This window comes from Mesorhizobium sp. CNPSo 4670, from assembly GCF_057784235.1.
The window spans coordinates 25635-47116 of the sequence record NZ_JBWJFQ010000029.1 but is presented as its reverse complement, the minus strand read 5'-3'; the positions used below and the strand labels follow the sequence as shown (position 1 = coordinate 47116).

General features: G+C 62.4%; 16 protein-coding genes. 6 read left to right on the top strand and 10 right to left on the bottom strand.

Translation table 11 applies throughout. The features are described 5' to 3' along the window. Positions 1-150 precede the first annotated feature (150 nt). From AC0ZT5_RS32095 to AC0ZT5_RS32085, 3 genes are all read left to right on the top strand, one after another. Entirely contained in the window at positions 151-2079 is a 1929-nt protein-coding gene (locus AC0ZT5_RS32095) for a toll/interleukin-1 receptor domain-containing protein (protein WP_488499688.1), read from the top strand. Continuing rightward, complete coding sequence (locus tag AC0ZT5_RS32090) at positions 2076-3632, top strand: argonaute/piwi family protein (protein WP_488499687.1); 1557 nt, start codon at positions 2076-2078, stop codon at positions 3630-3632. Before AC0ZT5_RS32095 ends, AC0ZT5_RS32090 begins: the two co-directional genes overlap by 4 nt. A 294-nt stretch (positions 3633-3926) precedes the next feature. Next, positions 3927-5837: a hypothetical protein gene (locus AC0ZT5_RS32085; protein WP_488499686.1), complete on the top strand. Its 1911-nt coding sequence runs from the start codon at positions 3927-3929 to the stop codon at positions 5835-5837. 161 nt (positions 5838-5998) lie between these two features. On the opposite strand, the gene AC0ZT5_RS32080 is transcribed toward AC0ZT5_RS32085, so the two are convergent. Beyond that, positions 5999-8239: a relaxase/mobilization nuclease domain-containing protein gene (locus AC0ZT5_RS32080; protein ID WP_488499685.1), complete on the bottom strand. Its 2241-nt coding sequence runs from the start codon at positions 8237-8239 to the stop codon at positions 5999-6001. Beyond that, positions 8236-8643, bottom strand: a complete 408-nt coding sequence (locus tag AC0ZT5_RS32075) for a plasmid mobilization protein (RefSeq protein ID WP_488499684.1) — start codon at positions 8641-8643, stop codon at positions 8236-8238. Before AC0ZT5_RS32075 ends, AC0ZT5_RS32080 begins: the two co-directional genes overlap by 4 nt. 501 nt (positions 8644-9144) lie before the next feature. Between AC0ZT5_RS32075 and AC0ZT5_RS32070 the strand changes: the two genes are divergently transcribed. Then, complete coding sequence (locus tag AC0ZT5_RS32070) at positions 9145-9825, top strand: nucleotide-binding protein (RefSeq protein WP_488499683.1); 681 nt, start codon at positions 9145-9147, stop codon at positions 9823-9825. Next, the gene (locus AC0ZT5_RS32065; protein WP_488499682.1) at positions 9822-10229 is read left to right on the top strand and encodes a hypothetical protein; all 408 of its coding nucleotides are present in this window, start codon (positions 9822-9824) and stop codon (positions 10227-10229) included. Before AC0ZT5_RS32070 ends, AC0ZT5_RS32065 begins: the two co-directional genes overlap by 4 nt. Before the next feature lie 115 nt (positions 10230-10344). On the opposite strand, the gene AC0ZT5_RS32060 is transcribed toward AC0ZT5_RS32065, so the two are convergent. The 8 genes from AC0ZT5_RS32060 to AC0ZT5_RS32025 all read right to left on the bottom strand — a co-directional run bounded on the left by AC0ZT5_RS32060 (position 10345) and on the right by AC0ZT5_RS32025 (position 20091). After that, positions 10345-10686 carry a hypothetical protein gene (locus AC0ZT5_RS32060; RefSeq protein ID WP_488499681.1) on the bottom strand — a complete coding sequence of 114 codons (342 nt, stop codon included), beginning with the start codon at positions 10684-10686 and terminating at the stop codon, positions 10345-10347. A gap of 57 nt (positions 10687-10743) precedes the next feature. Beyond that, positions 10744-11067, bottom strand: coding sequence for a DUF736 domain-containing protein (locus AC0ZT5_RS32055; RefSeq protein ID WP_006205585.1), 324 nt, complete (start codon positions 11065-11067; stop codon positions 10744-10746). A 706-nt stretch (positions 11068-11773) separates the two neighbouring features. Then, positions 11774-12307 (bottom strand): hypothetical protein, encoded by a 534-nt coding sequence (locus tag AC0ZT5_RS32050; RefSeq protein WP_488499680.1) that lies wholly within the window; start codon positions 12305-12307, stop codon positions 11774-11776. 274 nt (positions 12308-12581) lie between these two features. After that, positions 12582-13001 carry a hypothetical protein gene (locus AC0ZT5_RS32045; protein ID WP_488499679.1) on the bottom strand — a complete coding sequence of 140 codons (420 nt, stop codon included), beginning with the start codon at positions 12999-13001 and terminating at the stop codon, positions 12582-12584. Then, a complete protein-coding gene (locus AC0ZT5_RS32040) occupies positions 12991-13251 on the bottom strand; it encodes a type II toxin-antitoxin system prevent-host-death family antitoxin (RefSeq protein WP_488499678.1) in 261 nt (86 codons plus the stop codon). Before AC0ZT5_RS32040 ends, AC0ZT5_RS32045 begins: the two co-directional genes overlap by 11 nt. 62 nt (positions 13252-13313) lie before the next feature. Next, on the bottom strand, positions 13314-14255 hold the full coding sequence (locus AC0ZT5_RS32035; RefSeq protein WP_488499677.1) for a DUF2493 domain-containing protein: 942 nt from the start codon (positions 14253-14255) through the stop codon (positions 13314-13316). A 247-nt stretch (positions 14256-14502) separates the two neighbouring features. Further along, positions 14503-15546 (bottom strand): DUF7146 domain-containing protein, encoded by a 1044-nt coding sequence (locus AC0ZT5_RS32030; RefSeq protein WP_488499676.1) that lies wholly within the window; start codon positions 15544-15546, stop codon positions 14503-14505. A 12-nt stretch (positions 15547-15558) separates the two neighbouring features. Beyond that, positions 15559-20091: a strawberry notch-like NTP hydrolase domain-containing protein gene (locus AC0ZT5_RS32025; protein ID WP_488499675.1), complete on the bottom strand. Its 4533-nt coding sequence runs from the start codon at positions 20089-20091 to the stop codon at positions 15559-15561. A 180-nt stretch (positions 20092-20271) separates the two neighbouring features. Here AC0ZT5_RS32025 and AC0ZT5_RS32020 point away from each other — a divergent pair, with 180 nt between their 5' ends. Further along, complete coding sequence (locus tag AC0ZT5_RS32020) at positions 20272-21465, top strand: DUF1173 domain-containing protein (RefSeq protein ID WP_488499674.1); 1194 nt, start codon at positions 20272-20274, stop codon at positions 21463-21465. The last annotated feature ends 17 nt before the right edge of the window (positions 21466-21482 follow it).

Sequence of the window (21482 nt, the reverse complement as noted above, 5' to 3'; positions counted from 1 at the left end):
TTGCCAGCCGTTCACGTGGCTAGGTGGATTCGTAGAAGCAACACTGTCTGTTCGACCGGAAGGCACGTTATCTGTTGGTAAGGCTTACGCGCTACTCAATTGTGCTTGCGATTGCTTGACTGCCCATGAAATGGGCACTCATTTGGACGCATGGCTTACGACTTCTCTAGTTTGTCCCACAATGAGTTTGAGGATCTGGCCCGCGATCTTATAGGTCGCGAGATCGACAAGCGTTTCGAGGCCTTTGCGGAGGGGCCGGACGACGCGATGGACGGACGCCACGCCCTCGCCGACGGCGATATTGTGCTGCAGGCGAAGCATTATTGCCGATCGGGCTTTTCAGCGCTGAAATTGAAGATGAAGAACGAGCGCGCGGCCATCGACGGGCTGGCACCCACGCGTTACATCCTCGTCACGTCCGCCTCGCTCACGCCGAAAAACAAGACGGTCTTGGCTGAGATCATCGGGCCTGCGCTGCAAAGCCCTGGCGACATATTCGGGCCTGGCGACCTCAATGCGCTGCTACGCAAATATTCGGATGTCGAGAAAGCTCATCAGAAGCTTTGGGCGCAAAGCACGCCTGTTCTGAAATTGGTGATCAAGGAAGCGTTCGACGAAGCGCTAGCAAAGCCGGGACCTGTCCCTCCGGTCCTCGCTAATCTGCTGCCGACAGTGCAAGGGCCCGCACTACGCGCGGCTGCCGAGCCAGCGAAGCGCGACACGATATTTCTGCTCAAGGCCTCGCCAATCGACGACGAATTTGCGCTGTGGCTGGCTCCAAAGCTTGAAGCAGAAGGCTATCGGGTTTTCGCCGACATCTTGACGCTGCAGCCGGGCGACAAATGGCGGCGGCAGGTGAATCAGGCCCTGCAGTATCGAGCAGTGAAAGCCCTCCTCGTGTGGCGCGACGCGACCCTCGCCGACCAGCACTTGCAGGACGATCTCGACATCGCGCTGGAAGTGGCGAAGGAAATCGACGATCCACGCTTCATCATCCCGTTGCGTCTCGAACAGGGGAAAAAGGTGAAGGGTCTCGGCGACGCGATGCCCATCGATTTCGTCCGTGGGTGGGGAGAAGGCGTCGACGGTCTTCTGGATGCCCTTCAAAGACAGAAGGTTCCGCGATCCGGTGGTCCAGCCGTGATCGATCCGAACTGGGAAATCTTTCGTCGGCGCGGCGCGGTCCCGCTTGTCAACCAAGCCGAGCGCCTGACATCGAACTGGCTTCGTGCCGTGGAGGCGCCCGACGTCATCCGCTACTACGAGAGCATTGGAGCGATCGACAGCCGATCGCTTGATCGAGCGGTCGAGCAGTTCAAGTATCCATGCACCCTGCAGAGCGCCGGCTTCATCACCTTCACGGACCAGGCCGAAGTCGACATCGCGTTCGCATCCGCTGGCCGTTTTCGGATGAAGCACGAAATTCCGTTGCTGGATTTCGTCAACACCGGTTTCCCGAAGCTTGGCATCGAGCGTCAGGTGGCATCCAACGTCGTCATTGCGATGATCAAGCAGGCTTGGTTCGCGTTCTGCAGGGAGAAGGGCTTCGTCGAGTATCACTATTCCAACGCGATTGGTTTCCACGCGTCGGCGGCGCAGGTGCGGACCGGTCAACGCATCCCCTGGGGCAGGCAAGGGGATCAACGATCCTCGATGCTGCGCAATGTGGCGAAGGGACATATCTGGCAGTTTGGCGTCACCGCGATGCCCTATTTCTGGCCGTTCTGGCATCTGAAGCTAAAGGCGCGGGTGTTGTTCTCCGTAAACAACAACACGCCGGCCGGGCTTGATATTGAAGATGCCAAGAAACTGCACCGATTGCGCCGTAGCGTCTGCAAAGGATGGCGCAACAAGCAATGGCACGGCCGCATGCTTGCGTTTCTCGAACTCCTGTCTGCCGAAAGTCCGAATATCCGCCTGACGCTCGCGCGGGATGCCGAGCTCGCGATCGATGCAGCGCCGATGCTGTTCACCTCCCCGGTGAGTACAGCACTTCCTGATATTCTCGATGCCGAGGAAGAGGAAGCCGACATCAGCACCTTCGGTCGTCCGGAAAATGATGACGAGGCCGACGCATGAAGTTTCCCGAGAAATCGCTCCAGGTCGAACACTTCAACGAGCCGTTGCTGGAGTTTGCATACGCGCAGCGCAGTCCTCATCCGAAAGACGGTCTGTTTCTCTACGGACCCCATGCCAAGGCGAAGAGGACTCGCGAAATCCGCGTCGGGGTGGTCGGCACAAGCGATGGCATTGCGCATTTCCGCACCTGGGCGCGCAAAATGAAGACCGTCGTTCTGGTTCCACCGCCCGTGAAGGGTGAGAAGGCCGATCGCCTGCACCTTGCGAACTTCCCCGGTCTCGAGGAGGCCTTCGGGATAACTTTCGATCCGGATGAATGCAGTGCGCTATCCATCCAGTTGAAGGATATCGACCGCGCCACGCGCATGCTCAATCTGAACGAAGCCGTCGACAAGGTCGCACAACTCTACATCGATCGGGTCGAGCAGCATCGCCGCAACGACGAGCGATCGGTCGATGTCTGGGTCCTTGTCCTGCCGGATATCGTCTATGAGCGCTGCCGGCCCCAATCTAAGCGGGCTGGCCTTGCGATGGAGCTGGGGGATTTCAAGAAGCGGCAGAAGGCAAAAGAAAATCTGCCGCTGTTGTCTGCCATGGGTGCGATCGATCAGTCCGATGAGGCGATCTTTGAGGACGTCCCGGACTTTCATCGCAGGATCAAGGCCGAGTTCCTCAAGATCGCGCCGACCCAGTTGGTGCGTGAGACGACGCTCGCGCCTGGTGCCTTCCTTAACAAGGCCAACTATCCCGTTCGCAAAACTCAAGATGCGGCGACGGTCGCATGGAATCTCGCAACGGGGCTCTACTATAAAACGCAGCCGAAACCGCCATGGCGACTGGCCGATGTGCGGCCTGGCGTTTGCTACATCGGCATGGTCTACAAGAGCCTGCCAAACGATCCTGACGGGCACGCGTGCTGCGCGGCGCAGATGTTCCTCAATGAGGGTGACGGCGTCGTTTTCCGCGGCGCCAATGGGCCGTGGAAGACTGGGGACTACGAGTATCATCTCAAGGCGCCAGCGGCGAAGGACTTGCTTGAATTCGTGCTAAAAACCTACAGCGAAGAGCATGGCGGCCCGCCGAAGGAGCTGTTCATTCACGGACAGACCTATTTCAACGATGAAGAGTGGGATGCCTTCGTCGCAGCCGCGCCGAGGGGGACAAATGTCGTCGGCGTGAGGATCCGACCCACGGGTGGCGAGACCAAACTGTTTCGCGATGGCGACTACCCGGTGCTCCGTGGCACAGCGCTGGTGCTCGACGATCAGACGGCCTACCTGTGGACAACAGGCTACGTACCGCAGCTCGACACTTACATTGGGCCCGAAACGCCGAATCCGCTGCACATCACGGTGATGCGATCCAAGAATCCCAAACCGAAAATCAGCACCGTCCTCGAAGACATCATGGGGCTGACCAAGATCAACTACAATTCGTGCAACTTCAACGATGGGCTGCCTGTCACGGTCCGTTTTGCCCGTATGGTCGGCGATGTCCTGACAATGGGTTCGGCCAAGGGTCAGGAGCGCCAGCCGTTCAAGTTCTATGTTTGACCCCAATACTGGGCTAGCCTTGTCTTGCGGGCCGCCTCACTTGATCTCTGTTGACTATCGAGGTCGGACCTGCATCACGCGTAACCTTCTCCGCCGGACGGAAATGAGCAACTTATCGCCGCCAACGCGATCGAAAGCTTGTTCGCCCATGGCGGGTTCGGTAACATTATGGACGGCGCAATGCTGAGTACTTCCGCAACAGATTCTGAGATATTTCGACGCGCTACCGGGAAGCAAAAGCCGAAGCTCAGCAGCCCCTCCGCACTTGCATTCAATGTGGGGGAATGGAGGTCCTTGCTCGACGACGATACGCGTTTGACGACCCGGGATGTTACCATCGCGACGACTGCCCTCATCGTCGGCACCAACATATCTTTGCTGCGCCAAAAGATCATCGACGGTTTGTTCGACGAGCTCTCGGAAGCGCAAATCGTATCCTTCGCTGTGGCCGATGCGAACAGAGCTTTCTCGATCCTTCGAGAGAAGAATTTCGAGATGATCGAACGCACTGGCGCCGCCGGGGGCGTGTTCCACGGCCCGGGTACCACCCTTCGCAAATTAGACCTAGGCCCAAGCACGGCTCCGACGACTGCCGAGGACATGAACACGACGGTAGTCGACACGATCCCTCATTGGTTCGCTCAAGCTAGAAAGCAGTCGGGAGCGCCTGATCATTCGAACTACAATTTCAACCTAGCAGGCGCCCGGGCACAATGGGGGATGTCTCTCGAGCACGCGTTGACCGACGTGTGGCAGCAGGTGCTCTGGGAGCCTTGGGTACTGTCCTCTGAACAGGCCGATTGGAAGGTCGGCCCACCGGACCAGCGATCGCATTCCTTATGGCGGGCTTGGGCACTTCGCGATCAAGTCAATCTGGTCCAGCGCACGATGCTGTCACGTCATGACGAGGAGGCACTACGGAAGACACCGGCCCCACTGGTTCGCCAGACAGCCACAGGGATCGAAACGATGGAGGAGCGGATGCGACCTGTGCTCGGCGATCCCACATTGTGGCAGACCAAGGGACACCTGAGTGCAATAGAATTGCTCGATCGGTCTTACCTCGGTTCATTTCTGGACCAAGCACTGTCTCCCAACAACCCTGGAATGACGCCGCGGCTGCTGACCTTGGTACTTGGTGTTCTTCAGGACCTTGCGGAATTCGCGCTTCCTGAGCGGGCTGATGTCGAGTACCGCAGTCAAGCCGATATCGATCGGCTCCGCTGTGCATTTGCAGCCGCTGATCTGGAGTCATTCATTAGCCGAGCCCTAGAGATCGACGAAGGACTCGCTTCCGGATGCTTAACGCAATTGACCTCGGATGCTTTCGGTCCACTGAACCCACTGTTCCGTGATGGGTTGTGGCACCGTCCGCTTATCTCGAACCAGGACGGCACGGAACTATACATGCTCCTTGGTTCCTTGCTCTGGGGTGCGCCTGTAAGACGCGTGGAAAGGTGGCTGAAGGGTGCCGAGCAGGACGCCGACCTGTCTGAAACGCCAACCGGAAAGGCGCACGAAATCTCGGTGCGCGAACGAATCCAGTCAGCTTTGCGCTCAAATCCCTTGTTGAGCGAGGTATCCAGCGACGTCACCTTGGTGTCAGTCAAGGAGGGCGAGGATATCGATGCGCTCGTGCGAATCGGGAAGACCATCCTCGTTATGGAGGTGAAATGTTTTCTGGCCCCAGCCGAACCCGTGGAGCGACACAACTATGTCCACAAGCTAGAAAGCGCATGTGAACAGGCACGACGCAAGGCGCAATGGCTCAGCGAAGATCACTTCAGAATCCCTGCCATGCTCCGCCGGACGGCTCTCGAGGCGCCTAGGTTCGTGCCGCTGGTAGTGGTTAATCAGAGCAGTGGCTCATCTTGTCGGTTCGGCAGCACTGTGGTCATCGACGAGCACTTCCTGGTACTCTACCTGTCTGGAGGCTCGTATGTTTCAGCCGCTGCCTTGGACTTCAAGAATCCAGGCCGTACCGGCTTCGCAACTCGAGTTCTTTACCAAACGGCGGAGGAAGGCGAGAATGCCATTCCAGACCTTTTCGAGAGCCACCCCGGTCTTGCCAATTTCGTCGACGCGATGATTTGGGAAACTCGCGAGCTACCCCTGCACGGCGGCAACAAGATCTTGATGTATTCCTCTCTGCTCGATCCCGACCGGTACATCGCAGGTCTGCCGGCAGTTCATACTCTCGAGTGAAAACGACCCGATCTGTTTGCATACTGGCAGCTTTCAGGAAATCGATTTGATCGGCCGAGTAGCTGAAACAAAGGCGCATTGCTGCCATCTAGACTGATCATTCTGTGGCGAATGCGCCGTTTCGATAGACCGCCGCGCGACGACGCTGGGTTGGCCCTTGCTCAACGCTCGTAATCGTTATCGTTTGAGCGCTGGGTCTTGCGGTCCTGCTCTTCCGACTGCCGTGCCTTCTGCTTGTTGGCGTCCTTCTGCTTGGCACTCACCTTCTCCTGCTCGGTGCCGGTGCGCGGCTCAACCGGCTGGCGGGGATCGTCCCGCGTTGGGAGGTCTCGCCCTCGCGCCTCGCGCTCGGGGATTGGCTCCTCACCGCCACCACCACGACGCTGTTGCTGCCGTTCAAACTGCAGCCGCGCCAGACGATCGTGCATCTTGTCGTTCACCTCTTCACGATACTGTTCGAACTGTCCTTGATGCGCCGGCGGCAGCGTCTCGCGTATGTTGTCCAGGGCCTGATTGACGCGGGCCATCTGACGCCGCATTTCCAAGGGGGTTTGCGCCATGTTCAAATCTCCTATCAGTGCATTCAATTCTCGCATACCGGGATGGGACAGGAAAGACTTCTGCCCCGATTGATCAGCTCCGCGATCCGCGGTACCTGGCTGCCCCTCGCCTGTCCGATCGCGACGGACCCGCAGCAAATTGTTGCCGATCGACTCCGCTGCCGTGAGAGCCTGACCGACTATGCCCGCGGTCCGCATCGTCGTCACAGTCTTATGCCATGCGCCAGCGATTGCATCGCCGTTCACGACGAGGGATTGCACATCTAAACGACGTTGCCGCTTGGCCTCCACTCGCTCGATCGTCCTGGCGCTGACCTGGTAGCGCGGATCGCTCTGGGCGCGGCTATAGGCTCCGGCATGCTCCTTCGTGAATGGCCGCGTCATCGCATGATCCATGCGCCGCGTCGCCACCATCGCAATGCCGTTCTCGCGTGCTTTTTCCGCAAAGGTCTCGCGCCAGGCCGCGAGATCCGGCTTGTAGAATTTCAGGCGCTCGCCGTCGGCAGAGCGCGCCTGCACCATCGCATGGATATGGATGTGCTTGGTGTCCTTGTGATGCGCCAGGACGAACTTGTATCCTGGCGCGCGCTCCTCGAGCACGGCGCGCGCCGCAGCCATGACGGCGTTGGCATCGGTGCCGGCCCTTGCCGAGAAAAGCAGGTGATAGGCATTGCGGCGCTCACGCCCCGAAAACTGCGGGCGCCATTGTTCGTAGACCGAAGCCGCCGCCTTCGTGGAATTCTTCACCCCAGGCACGGGCTCGCCATTGGCGTGGCGGATTTGACTGTGGGTGCGGATGAACTTCTGAAGGAAATATCTCGCTTTGGGTTCACGGCTGACGGCCGCAGTCACCTCTGCCTTGGCGACCACCCCAGCCGCGCCCATCGCCTCAGACAAACGCGCCTCGATCTTGTCGAGCGCCTTGCTGCGCGAGTTATCTCGACCACCGGCAACCACCTTGACAAGCGGTCCGGCCCTCTCATCGGTGTGCGCGTAAACCTCCACCGTCTGTCCATCCTGCGCATAGATGAACGGTTTTGCCGCGAAGGCCTTGCTCAACGCATCGCTCAAGGCGGCATCGGTGACCTCGCCGGCGAGCTCGAAACGAACCTCCAGAAAATTGGTGTTTTCCAGGGGCGGTTCGAACGTCTCGCAAAATATCTCCAGGAACGCCTTTCTTGCGCCGCCTGTCGCCAGGACCTGCCCGTCCTCGTCAAAAATCTCGATGTCGTGTTTCTCGCCTTTTTCGTCCTCGCGCTTGCCGATGTAATTGAGCAGCCGCGCGGCGGCCTCCCTGGTCGATGGCGGATTGGGCATGACCTTGAACACCGCAGGCTGCGCACCCGCCGCATAGCCTGCTCGTGCCGCCACGGCCCGCGCCTGATAGCCCGCCCGCGCCGCTCGCCCTGTAGCGCCAGAGCGGCCAGCGCCACGGCCGCCGCCGCCGCCGCGCCGCTTCCAGTCTTCCTCCTCCTCTTCCGACCGGAAACCGGCGAGCGTGGCGCCATAAACCATGATCGGCGCGCTAGCGGCCTTGTGCGAGCTCGCAGCAGCAGTGGACTTCGGTGCACCGCTGGAGACGGAGCCCCCCGCCGCCCCCAATCCTGCCGGCGATGAACGAGCGGCGCGTCTGCCGCCACCTACGGTCGAGCCGGCTTGTCCTTGCCCGAGGCGTCCGCCGCCACCGGTCCGCTCATAACCCTTCATCGCCTGAAATTCGCTGGCCGCGCGTCGGGCGCTCGTCGCGGACTTGTCGTCGTCCAGTTCCTCGCGCTTCACGCCGGACTCGCCCCGTAGATAGCGTTCGATTTCGGCCGCGTAGCCAGCAAGACGACCGCTCATGGCCTGGCTTCCCTCGCCTTGCGAGAGCCGGCGGTCATCGTTTTCAGTTCATCGCGAAACTGCCGCACGAGGTCGCCCACGGCGATCAGCGCCTGCTCAAGGTCCTCATCATGGGCAACTCGGCGGTCTTTCAGGGCGCGCACGGCCTGATTGAAATTGACCCCGACGCGCCGCAGCTGATCGGTCATGTCCACGATCGCCGGCCGCAACGCGTCTGACGCGACAGGCAGGTGCCCGACCTCTGCCCGCACGAGACGCCGGACGACCTCGCTGACGGTAACGCCGTCCCGCTCCGCAATGGCTTTGAGGTTGGCCAGCTCGTCAGCCGAAAAACGGATGTGCGTCACCTCGCCATAGCGTCGTGACGCGCTCTTCACCGCTGCTTTATGGGCGTCTGCATCCATCTCTCAAGCCCGCTTGCGGGCGCTAAGGCCCGCCAGGGCCGCGCCGCCTATTTTGTGTGTATCACAAAATAGGCTATCCTGCCAAATAAGAAGTGAGGAGGAAAGTAAATTATGGGCCCGTCTTCTCACCAGCCCAGTCGTCAGCGGCAGCGGCGCGGGCGAAATGTTCCCATCGTGATTTGATGCGATGTGTCTATGATGCGCTGACGACTTGTTTCCATGTTAACATGGAAACAAGTCAGCCCTCTGATGCGCAGCCGGAAAACCGTTGTCGGAAAATGCGCAGTCGATGGGCCACCGGACCTGTTTTTTGCTGAAGACAGCAGCTGCGCAAAAACTGCCCCTTTAGCGAGCCCTTATCGATGCGCGCCTGGGTTGCCAAACCAGTCTTCCCCGTCGACAATGTCACCATGTTGCGACCGTGATTTCGTTTCATGTGCCCATGATGACTTGTTTCGATGTTGACATGGAAACAAGGAGACAACGCCGGAAGGAGGCCCCATGATCATCTCCGCTGCGATCCCAAAGGGCGGCACTGGCAAATCGACGATGCTACGCACCCTCGCATCCGTCGCGCTGCATCGGGGCTATTCGGTCACTCTTATCGATGGCGACCGGCGGCAGAACATGAACCGCTGGTTCCAGATGCTGGGCGAAGCTGGCAATCGTCCTGACAGACTCACGATGGTGAGCGCGATGACGCCGCAGGAAATCCTTCGCGCGGCAGCCACTCACAACGGGGAACGCTCGGTCGTCTTGATCGATACGGAAGGCACCACAAATGACAACCTCATGGCCGGGCTCTTCGCCGCCGACATTGTCGTCGTGCCGGTCTATTTTGCCCTCGACGATGTGACCGCCGCAATCCAGATCACCGACCACTACATCCCGCTGGCGGTTGAGAGCCGGGGTAGACCGCTGCCCGCGATATTCGTGCTGACCAAGCAGACCATCATCGATGGCAGGGCGCGAGCCCTGACCGAACTGCGCGCCATCATCCAGGCCAACGGCACGCCAATTGCAAAACACGTCCTGCACAATCGCGTTGCCTACCGCGACCTTCAGACGGGGCAGACCCTTTACAGCCCCGAGGTGCCTGACGCGAAGGCGGTTGCCGAGAGCGAAGGCGTCTTTGACGACCTTCTGCAAACCTTCATCGAAGCCACAAGGAACGCGGCATGAGTGAAGAACCCGTGCCGAAACCCGGTGACGACAAGAAAGCCCGCATGATGAAGGCGATCTCCACGCAGCCGCCGGCGCTGCCGAGCATGTTCATCCCGCCGAAGGCCGAGCCGTCAGGGATCAAGCAGCAGGCTGCGCCACCGATGCAGGAGCCAACAAAGCCGTCCCCGGCAGTCGGGCCCGATTTCCGCAAGCTGCTGCGGCAGGGTCAGAAAAAGGACCCCGTCGCCGGAAAGAAGATTCGCGAGGAGGAGATGGTTCGCTGCGGCTACTATCTGACGGCCGTGGAGCAGCGCCAGTTCAAGTTGCTGGCGATCAGCAACGGGCACAGCATGACCGAACTGCTGCGAAAGGCTGTCCAGGACTATATCCGCATTCATAAGCACAAACTACCGAAGGAATAATCGGCGGTTTGGAGTCGCTGTCTCTTGCTGTAGCGGGTGATATTCGTGGCTCTTTTGCGACGCGCAAAAAAGGCCCGCGACGGAACACTCCGTGGCGGGCCCTGAGACGTGTTGCCTACTTGGGTTGGTTGAGGTGTTTCAGCACCTGGCCGAAGATTGTGTCTCGCACCGGACGCCCGCTGGCTGCCGGTTTGTCGTCGGCCAGCTTTGCGGCCAGTTTGGGCGACAGCGGCATGAAGTCGTAGCCGTGTGAGATGGCTGCGCGGTGAAGATCCTCAAGCGTTTCGAACGCTCGATCGTGGGTGCCGAGCCAAAGACCGGGCTCGTCGGTTTCTTCGTGCGGGAATGCCTGCAGGAAGTAGGTCCGAAGTGGTGGATCGTAGCCGATGACAGCTTCTGGATCCGAGCGGACCTGTCCGGTGACGGCGCCAGTGACAGTGATGGTGTAGCGGCTCATTGCAACCTCCTCTTGCCGGTGGGGAGCCGGCCCCTTGCGGGGCCGGCCACCGATGCCTCACTGGGGGTTGTTCCAGAGGATGACCTTCTTGTTTTCCTCGCCACCCGGGGCGGGAGCGAGATTGCCGAAGATGACGCCAATCTCGGGGGCTTCCAGCTTGACCGAGAGGTACTCCTCGCCCGAACGCTGGGAGATGCGGTGCCAGCCGGCTCCGATCTCGAAGCCTGTGCGCTTGTTGACGATCCGGTAGTCGGGGGCGTCCTCGCGCGACTTGTTGGTGTTCGGGATAAGGGTGATCGGGGCATTGACCCGGAGCGTGGCAAAGACGCCTTCCATCGAGCCGTCGGCCTTGGTGGTGAGGTTAGCGATCGTGGTGGCCATGGTAGTTCTCCTTCGGTTGCATCGGGACCATTCCCGATGGCGCCAAAGGAGAGGGCCGTCCTGCTGCGGTCATCTCGGCGAAAATTCTGGAAAATTCTATTTGCCGAAAAATTGCGGGCAGGCCCTTCGCCTGCCCGCAGACAAAAACAGAAATCGAATTTTCCTGAATATTCGCCGAGTGTACCCCCAACGGGGGTTGACCGCACAAAGCAGGCGGTCGTCTACAAAGGCGACATGAAACGGGAATGGTCCCGGATGCGACCGAAGGAAAAGAACTCAGGCCGCCATCGCCAGACCGCCGACGCAACGCTGCCGGATCGCAGGAACATGCTGCGGCCTCTCGGGTCATACCGTCGGCATTGCCAACACATCGAACAGCAGCCCGGCGCGTGACCGCCTTGCGTGTTCGGTATGGCGGCATAGCGGTTTCGAGATCGGGGCCGGTTGGCGGCGGCCTTCACGCCCTCGGGGGATGATACCGCGCAGTCAGGTTGGATGACCCGGCAAGCCAGGATGTTGTTCGGCACGCTTGCACCCGCTTCAGAGGCGAGAAAAGATGATCATCCGCACAAAGCCCTGCGGCCCTGCGCGTGGCCCGGTTGCGAAAGGGGCCGGATCCCTCCGCTCACACAAGTGGAGTAGGCGGCGAGGAGCCGGATCAACATATCTGATTGAACCCGCCGGGCTGTCGGCGGGGCCGCATCCATCATCCTGGCAACGCCAGACGCTCGTCCGGCGTCATGCGGGCTTCGGCTTGGCGTCGAATGTCCGGACCGGCATGGCGGAGCATGGCGCACCAGTCCTCCACATTGTACGTCGTCGCCATGCTGCCCCTGGCCAGATCGTAAATGACGCACGGCTTGTTAGCGATGGCGAGCCGAAGCACGTTGGCGGCCGTACCGGGTGATGCGCCGTCCCAGACCATCATGCCAAAGTCGGCGCGCCGCGCCATCTCCCGGTCCTTTGCGGCGTGGAACCAGTGCTCGTGAACTCCTTCAGGAGAAGGAACATGGTAGGCGGCCCAGTCGCCCAGATTGTTGCGGGGTTCCTTGCCGGCATGGAAGACCCCGACATGCTCGTACTTGTAGCCCGCGAGCAGGCCCTGCGCCTCGGCATCGGCTCCGGGCGCGTCGCCAACCAGCACGCCGTGCTCGGCAGCAACGATTGCGCCGATGCGAGCGATCGCAGGTTCCGGCAGCTCGAATATCTCGCATGATCCGCCTATGAATATCATCGACATGGTGACTTTCCCTTCTCTCCAGCGCCCCGCCCCGCGCCGGCCGCCCTCTCCCCCTGGCCTTGCGCGAGGGATCGTCACCCGAAGGCCGAGACGGCAAAGCCGGCTCGGGGAGCGGCGGGACGCCGCGACGAGAGCCCGGCCGGGCGAAGGCCGGCGCGCCCGGACCCTGCCGCTGCCGGAGGCGCTTCGCGCATCTGGCTAGTGGCGCTACGCGCTTGGGGCTAGTGGTCTTTGTTGGCCAGCCAGGGGCTCACGTGGCCGCGAAAAGAGAACATCAATCCAGACGGCTGACGCGGCGGCCCTCGCTGCGCGCTTCGATAAAGGCGCCTGCGATCTTCATCATGAATGCCTTGCTGAAACGACCGAGGGGCTTGCCGTCGGATTCGATGTACCAGGAGCGTTCGGCAATATCGTAGTTGTATTCGTCAACCACGATCCAGCACCGTTTGAGATCGGTCAGACCAGCGCGGCGGCACTCGATGGTGGAGACTTCCAAACTGACCCGATCGGCGGGCGGTGGCTGGGTGGTTATCGCCAGGAGCGCGAGATGGGTCAGGCGGTCTCTCGTGCCGCGAACAGCAATGACCACGCAGGTCGGCCGGCTCTTGCGGCCTTCGGTTTCGCCGCGCTCGTGTTGCCATGCCCAAAGATAGGGGTAGGAGATCACCTGACCGGGCAGAAATCTACCGCTCATCATCGTATCCCTCCCCGCGCGCCAGTCGGTCGATCTCGGCGGCGAAGAGTTCCGCGTGTTCCTCCGGCATCTCGGAGACATGGTATGCGCGGCGGGGATCGCCGCCGGTGCGCATCCGTTCGTAGTGCTCGTAACTCATCAACACGAACCGGGGTTTCCGGTGCTTGGTGAGAATAACGGGTTCGCGGCTGGCAACGTCGGTGACGTCGCCAACCTGTTTGTTGAGATCCCCCGTCGTGAACTGACGCATGGCTGGACTCCTTGTTGATCTCCATATTATCCAGATTTTCTTGATTTGCAAGAAAACGGCGCTCACGCGCCGCCCTCCACGAACCGCCAGACGGGAATGCCCAGCCGACGCGCCTTGTCGGCAAGGTTGTCGGTGATGCCGGAGCCGGGAAAGACGATCACGCCATAGGGCACCACCGACAGCAGCTGGTCGTTGCGGCGGAACGGCGCCGCCTTGGCGTGCCTGTTCCAGTCCGGCTTGAAGGCGATCTGGGTGACCTTGCGGTTTTCGGCCCAGCAGGCGGCGATACGTTCGGCGCCGCGCGGGCTGCCCCCGTGGAGCAGGACCATGTCGGGATGTTTTTCGCGGGCCTTGTCGAGGGCGTCCCAGATTCGGTCGTGATCGTTGCAGTCGAGACCTCCGGCGAAGGCAATCTTGGTGCCGGCTGGAACGAGCACCTCGGTTTCGGCGCGACGGCGGGCAGCGAGGAAGTCTCTGGAGTCGATCACCGACGCGGTCATCGCCTGGTGGGAGACCTTGGAGCCAGTGCGCGGTCGCCATGCCGATCCGGTCTGCGCCTCGTAGAGGTCGGCGGCCTCATCGCGCATGATTTCGAGCACGTTGCGGCGCTCGATATAGCTGATGCCTTCCGCGGTCAGCCGCTCGAGCTCGACGGACTTCACCTCCGAGCCGTCCTGCTCCTGCTGGCTCGAACGCTGCGCCTCCTCGTTGCGGTCGAGGCTGCGGGCGACGCGCTCGGCGGCACGGTGGAAGACGTTCGCGAAGGACCAGAGCAGGTCGTCGAGATCGGGTTCGAGCCTGGTGTCGCCAAGCATGCCGGCGAAGGTCTCGACGATCCCGGCGAGGCCGACCCGGATCACCTCGTCGTCGGGAAGTGGTCGAGGATCAGGTTCGTCCTGATGCGGGCGATGGCCGTACATCTGCAGTTCGAGGATGACGCGGTCGGTCGGCGAGGAGGCGTGGTAGGGCTCGTAGGCGTCGTCGAAAGGAAGCTCGTAGGTCATGGCATGTCTCCGTCGGCTGTGGCCACGCCAATCGCGGCCTGACAGCGCATCCCGGCCGCGCCCCGGGCCCGGCCGCACCGAAGGCCGGAGCGCGAGCGCAGGACGGCGCAGCCGTTGCGGCCGTGACCGGGGGGTGGCAGGGGTCGCCTCTCAGGCAGGCCGCGGGCGCGGCCTCTCCGGCGGATTGCGCCATGGCCTGCAAGCTTTCGGGTTACGTGTCCGCTGCCGGCTTGCCAGTCCGGGCCGTTCATCCGGACGGCAGGAAGCGACGGGCATCCTCCAGGAGGAGCTGATCGGCGAGCCATGCTGCAAGATGAGCCGGGCCGAGATGGCGCAGATCGTCGTTGAAATCGCCGAGCTGCGGACGAAGCACCAGGGCGAGGATCCCGGCCTCGCCTGCACGCTGACTGAGACGCTCGATGCCGTGCCGGCCGGCGGCGTCGGCATCGGCCGCGATGTAGAGGCGACGACAGCCAAGCGGGAAGAGCAGGCCGGCGAGGTGATTGGCCGAGGTGGCCGCGGCAACCGGCAGCGCCGGCATCACCACCTTAAGCGACGCCATCGTCTCGAACCCCTCACCGGCGGCCATCACAGGAACAGGCGCACCGGACTCGTGGCCTAGCCAGATGGCGTTGCCCAAGAGATGACCCAGCGAGCGACGGGGATCGGCGAGCTGCGCCTTTCCATCGCCCGATGCATCGAGCCAGGTGCGCTGCAGGCCGGTGATCTGACCGTCGAAGCTGGTGACAGCGGCAATCAACGCCGGAAGCGTCTGCGTCTCGCCGGTGATGAGATTGCGGTAGTAGCAGCCGGGATGGAAGCGGACGGCACGCTCATGCGTGGGGAGCAGAATGCCGCGCCCGGCAAGATATCGCTCGGCGAGGGTGCCGGCGATCGGCTGCGACATGGCGAACAGGCGACGCGCGGCATCGGGGGAGCCGCGGGCTGCGGCAGGCTGGCGCTGCGCGCCAAGGGGCTGGGGCGGTGGCAGCGGCAGGGAGAGGAAGCGACGTGCTTCATCCGCGACCTCGCGGAAGTCGACGAGGCCGCAGCTTTCTCGGATGACATCGAGCAGATCGCCAAATTCAGACGTCGCCTCGTCGACCCATCGACCCGCCGGGCCCTTCGCGTTGACCTTCAGCCGCACATGCATGGAGCGGCCGCGCGTGTTGCGGACATCTCCGACGATCCAGTGATTGCCGGAGCGATGGCCATTGAAGAGATACTCGCGGCACACTGCCTCGGCATGTTCGCCCAGGCGGCGTGCCAGCTCGGAAGCCGAGCCGGTCATGATCGCCTCCGTTCAAGCCCTATCGCGGTCGGTGACGCCGATCAGCGTATGGCGATCGAGCAGCGAGGCGAGGATGGACGGCCCTTGCGCGGCCGTCGGGATGAACAGCCGGAGCTTCCAGGAGATGATCTCGGAGATCAGTCCCAGCGCCTTCAGCCGCGGAACAAAAGCGTCGGTGAAGCCGATCAATTCGACGCGGTAGTCGTTCATGACGCGGCTGCGGCGCAGGATCAGGCCGTCGGCAAGCTGCAGTCCGATTCTGCCTTCAAGGAGTCCGGTCCAGGCATCTTCCGGCGCGAGCCTCGGCGCATCGGCGAGACCCAGATTGCGCAACATGGTCGCGACAAGGGTTGGCGCGATGTGACGCCCGATGATGCGTTCGCCGGCATCGGTCTGGATCCGATAGACCTGGCAATCATGATCCGGCAAGCGCCGCCAGATCGGCAGCAGCAGACCCGTCACGATGTGAAAGGTGCTGGTGGTGAACTCCGGGACGGCGGCGACTTCTGCCTGCCAGAGGTCGCAGAACAATTTTCGTTCGGCCGGCTGCCAGTGGGTTTCGGCAAGGGCGTTGAGACCGAAGCGCAGTTCGTCCGTCGGCCGCAGCAGGCGCACGCGCTGCTCTATCGCGCCGTCGTCGAGCATCAGGCTCGCCGTCGGCAGCTGTATCGCCGCGCGGTTCGACCGCGTGTTCACCAGCAGAACCGCTTGCGGCTCGGCCCGGACGATAGCCAGCGCGTCGACGAGGCTGAGCGGCCGAATCCGATCCTTGCGCGCGACGGTCAGCACATGCGACTGCGCGCCCGAGACCGGGTGCGAGTATACGGTGCGGCGATCGGTGACGACGATGCTCTCCGCCGTAATCGTCTCCAGACCTTTGTCATAGGAGCCGGCAGCGATCGCGCCCTCGACCTTCGCCGTCATCAGTTGCTCGAACACCTCGAACAGCAGATTCTGGGTTTCGATGCGCAGCGCCAGCAGGCGGTTGAGCCAGGTCGTGATGGGCGGCAGTTCGTCGCGCAGCCCGCCCTCGTCAGTCGTCAGCGACAGTCCGGTCACAGTCTCGAAGGTCGTCAGCGAGCAACCTTCGATCCTGCCCTGATGCAGCAGCATGTAGAATTGGCGAAGCGCGGCCCGCGCGTAGGGGCTTTCGAGATTGTCCTCGGCGCGGAACAGCCCTGCCCCGCCGGTCTGGCGCTGGCCGCGCGTGATCGCACCTAGCGTGTCGAGACGCCTGGCGATCGTCGACAGGAAGCGCTTGCCGGCTTTCACGTTCGCGGCCATGGGCCGGAACAGTGGCGGTTGCTTCTGATTTGTGCGGTGGGTCCGCCCGAGACCCTGGATGGCGTTGTCGGCGCGCCAGCCGGCCTCGAGCAGATAATGCTTGCGAAGCCTCTGATTCCTGATGCCGAGATCGGCGTGGTAGGAGCGGCCTGTGCCGCCGGCATCCGAAAAGATCAGTACGCGCTTGTCGTCATTCATGAAACTCTGGGTCTCGGCGAGATTGGCCGAGCCAGGGCGGTTTTCCGCGGCCAGCCGGTCTATGCCGTCGCGGCCAGTCTTTTTCACGATACGCCGCGCGCGGCCAGTCACCTCGGCGACGGTGTCGGTGCCGAAGTGATGGATGATCTGGTCGAGCGCGCTGCCGACCGGCGGCAACGACCCAAGCCGCTCGACCATCTCGTCGCGCCGGCGAACCGCCTCGCGGCATTGAACCGGGTTGCCATCTTCATCGTGGGCAGGCCGCGAGCAGACGTTGCCCTCCGCGTCCGAATATTCCTCGAACAACTGGGTGGGGAAGGAGTGCATCAAGTACCCGCCGACGTACTCGCGCGGCGTGACGTCGACATGCAGATCCGACCATTCCTCGGTCGGGATCTCGGCAAGGCGCCGTTCCATCAGCGCCTCGCCGGTCGAGACGATCTGCACGACCGCCGAATGACCGTGGGCGCGGTCCTGCTCGATCGCGCCGATCAGCGTTGGCGTCATCATCGAGGTGATGAGATGGCTGAAGAAGCGCTGCTTGGTGCTTTCGAAGGCCGAACGGGCGGCCGATTTTGCGTCGCGGTTCAGCGTGCCGGCCTCACTAGTGATGTTGGTCGCCTCGAGCGCGGCGGTCAGGTTGTTGTGGATGACCTGGAAGGCGTCGGCATAGGCGTCGTAGATGCGGATCTGTTCCTCGGTCAGCGCATGCTCGAGCAGGTCATATTCGACCCCGTCATAAGACAGCGAACGCGCCGCATAGAGGCCGAGCGATTTGAGATCGCGGGCGAGCACTTCCATCGCCGCGACACCGCCATCCTCGATCGCGGCGACGAATTCGGCGCGGTTGGCGAAGGGAAAATCCTCGCTACCCCAGATGCCGAGACGCTGCGCATAGGCGAGGTTCTCGACCGCGGTCGCACCGGTCGCCGAGACGTAGACCACCCGCGCGTCAGGAAGGGCGTGCTGCAGCCGCAGTCCCGCCCTGCCCTGCTGCGACGGGGCGACGTCGCCACGCTCGCTTTTGCCCCCAGCGGCGTTAGCCATCGCGTGGGCCTCGTCGAAGACGATGACGCCATCGAAAGATTTTTTCCCCGCCAACGGGTTTGCACCAATCCTCGTCGGGCTTTCTTTAATCGCCGTCGGGCCTTCGACCCTGCCTGACTCTTGGCCCACCCAGTCGAGGATCTGGGCGATCCGGGATTTCTTGCCTTCCCGTTGCTGCGAGCGCAGCGTCGCGTAGGTTGTGAACAGGATGCCCTCGGCAAGGCGGATCGGCGTGCCCTGCCGATAGCGCGACAGTGGCTGCACGAGAAGTTTTTCCTGGCCAAGTGCCGCCCAATCGCGCTGGGCATCTTCCAGCAGCTTGTCCGACTTGGAAATCCAGATCGCACGGCGGCGGCCCTGCAGCCAGTTGTCAAGGATGATGCCCGCGACTTGCCGTCCCTTGCCGCAGCCGGTTCCGTCACCCAAAAACCAACCACGGCGGAAGCGGACAGCATTCGCAGCCCCTTCCGGGGCGGCCGAAGCGACATCCCAGGTCTCGTCAACCGTCCAGGTGCCGGCGAGATGTCCGCAATGCGCTTCGCCGGCATAGATGACGCTTTCGAGCTGGGCGTCCGACAGCAGGCCTTCGTCGATGATCGCATCAGGAAGAAGCGGCCGATAGGAAGGTTTTGGTGGCGCAACGGCGGCCATTGCGGCCGACTGCACGAGCGGCGTCGGATGCGGCTTTGCGCGGGGAATGTCCATCGACTGAAGCGCGTAGGGTTCGTAGATCGTGTCGGTGAGCCGGCCGCCCTCTTCCGGCATCCAGTCGCGTAGCTCATAGGCGAGGGAGACCGCAGGCGTGCTGTTTGCCTTGACCTGGCGGGCGGGTTTCGCCCGCGCATTCGTACGGACCGGTTGGATGGCCTTCGGAGCAGCCTTTGAGACAGCGAGGGGTGCGGCTCTCGCCCCCGATCGGCCGCCCATGTGTATGGCGTCATTGCGCAGGACGCCCCTGGACAGCGCGCCGATCGAGTCCGGAAACCCGCCCGGTGTCCGGGGCAGATCCGTGATCCAGGTAAGCAGCGTTTCGACATCCGTGGCCTTGCCGGTCGACCGGACGAAGCTTTTTGGATCGGCGGCGGGTACCTTGTCGATAATTGTCAGGCGGGTCTCGGCCGTCGTCCCATGGCGGGCGTAGACACGGCCGTCGATCGCCGCGGTGAAGATGACGGTGCCCTGCTGCTGCAGGCGTTCGAAGGCCGGCCGCCATTTGGGGTTTTCGGGAGACAGTCCGTTGCCGGTGATGGCGACCAGGCGCCCGCCGGCGCGTAGGCGTGCGAATGCGGAGGAAAGATGCCGCCACGCCGCGTCAGTGACATGGCCGTCGACATAGGCGCCGACGCTGAACGGTGGATTCATCAGCACGACTGACGGCTCTATGGCCGCGTCGAGATGATCATCGATATGGGCGGCGTCGTGCCGCGAGACGGAAACCCGTGGAAACAAAAGGCCGAGGAGATCGGCCCGCGTCGCGGCAAGCTCGTTGAGGGCGATCGAGGCGCGCGCCATCTCGGCGTGGACGGCGAGCAGACCGGTGCCGGCCGAGGGTTCCAGAACGAGGTCGCAAGATCCGATCGCCGCAGCGTGGGCCGTGACGAAGGCCAGCGGCAAGGGCGTGGAGAGCTGCTGCAGGGCCTGGCTCTCGTCGGACCGTCGCGTATGGGTGGGAAGAAGATCGGCGATGCGCTTGATCATCGCCAGCGTTGCCTGCGGCGAGGTGGACCGGGACAGGATCGCAGGGCCGAACCGGCGCAGAAACAGCACCTGGGCGACTTCGAGCGCCTCATAGCCGTCCTTCCAAACCCAGAACCCTTGCGCATCGCTGCCGCCAAAACTTGTCGTCATGGCGGTGCGCAGTGCGGCGGTGGTGACAGGCTTACCCTGCTCGAGGAAAGGCAGGAGCAGCGTTGCCGCTTGATGAATCGCCTCGGCAGTGTTGATGGAGGCCGGCGTCGGCGCGTCGAGGGGAGCGGCAGTCCGCGCAACGGCGGGTGTGGTCGAAACGATGTTCATGGAAATGTCCTTCGCAAGAGGGGAGTGGCGCCCGCGCCGACACTCTCTGCGCGCCAGCCGGGCCACACTCCTCCCGGCTCCCCTCTGCCTCTGGCGCCGATGCACCAAAGGGGTTGCGCTCTGTGCAAAGCCATGCCTTGAATGCGCGCGATGCGGCGGCGACCTGGAGCTGTCGAGGTGATGCGACGGTTTAGAATTGGCAGTGCGGTCTACGAGGAGGCAGCGCCTGACCTGCAGGCGGCGCTGGCGAGCGCCTATGTCCGCACCGAGCGTCCGCTATGCCTGTGCCGCGAGCCGGGCTGCCCGATGTACATCGCCCGCATCGGCGATGTTCATCTGATGAAGCGCATGCCACTCAGCGGTGGCGAGCATGATCCATCCTGTGATTCCTATGAATCGCCTTACGAACTGTCCGGGCTGGGCGCCTTGATGGGCAGCGCGATACAGCTCGATCCGCAAAACGGCTTGGCGGCCCTCAAGTTGGGCTTCAGCCTGTCGAAGACAGGGAGCCGCGCGGCATCGGTGCCTGCGGGGCAAAATTCCGCCAGCGTAACCGCCGATCCTAAGAGAATGTCGCTGCGTGGCCTGCTTCATTATCTCTGGCACGAGGCCGAACTGACGGTCTGGACCTCGAGGTGGGCCGGCAAACGGCATTGGTGGAATGTCCGCTGGCACCTTCTCGAGGCTGCCGGGCAAATGACAGTGAGAGGCGGACCGCTCGCCGATATCCTGTTCGTGCCCGAGCCGTTTCGGGCCGAGAACAGGCAAGCCATCGAGCAGCGTCGCAACGCGGTTCTCGGCACGGCGCTCCCGCCGAAATCAGGTCCACGAAAGTTGCTCGTCGTGGTCGGCGAAGTGAAGGAGATCGTGCCCGCCCGCTCCGGTCAGAAACTCGTCATCAGGCATTTGCCCGGTTTTCCCTTCATCATCGACGATGCCTTGCATCGCCGCTTGCAGGCGCGTTTTGAAAAAGAATTGTCCCTGTGGGCAGCGGATTCCAGCTCACATCTGATGACGATCGCGACGTTCGGACTGAACCCGGCCGGCCTCGCCATTGTCGAGGAGGTCGCGTTGATGGTGGTGTCCGAGAACTGGATTCCCTACGAGACGGTCCCGGAGAAAAGGCTCGTCGATGGGCTCGCCCGCCTTCGCGAGAAGAGCGTGAAGGGATTGCGCTTTGACCTGCAACCCGACCAGCCGATCGCCAATGCGTTGCTTCAGAACAGGGACGAGCCGATCGCGCTGTTTGTCGTTCCGGCCGGAGCGGACCAGAACTTCGAAGTGTCGCTCGACGAAATGATCGCCGCGCGCCCGGAGATCGGCTCCTGGGTGTGGCGGGTCGGCGAAGGCGATATGCCGCCGCTACCGCCTTAAGTGTCGTTCCGGATTTC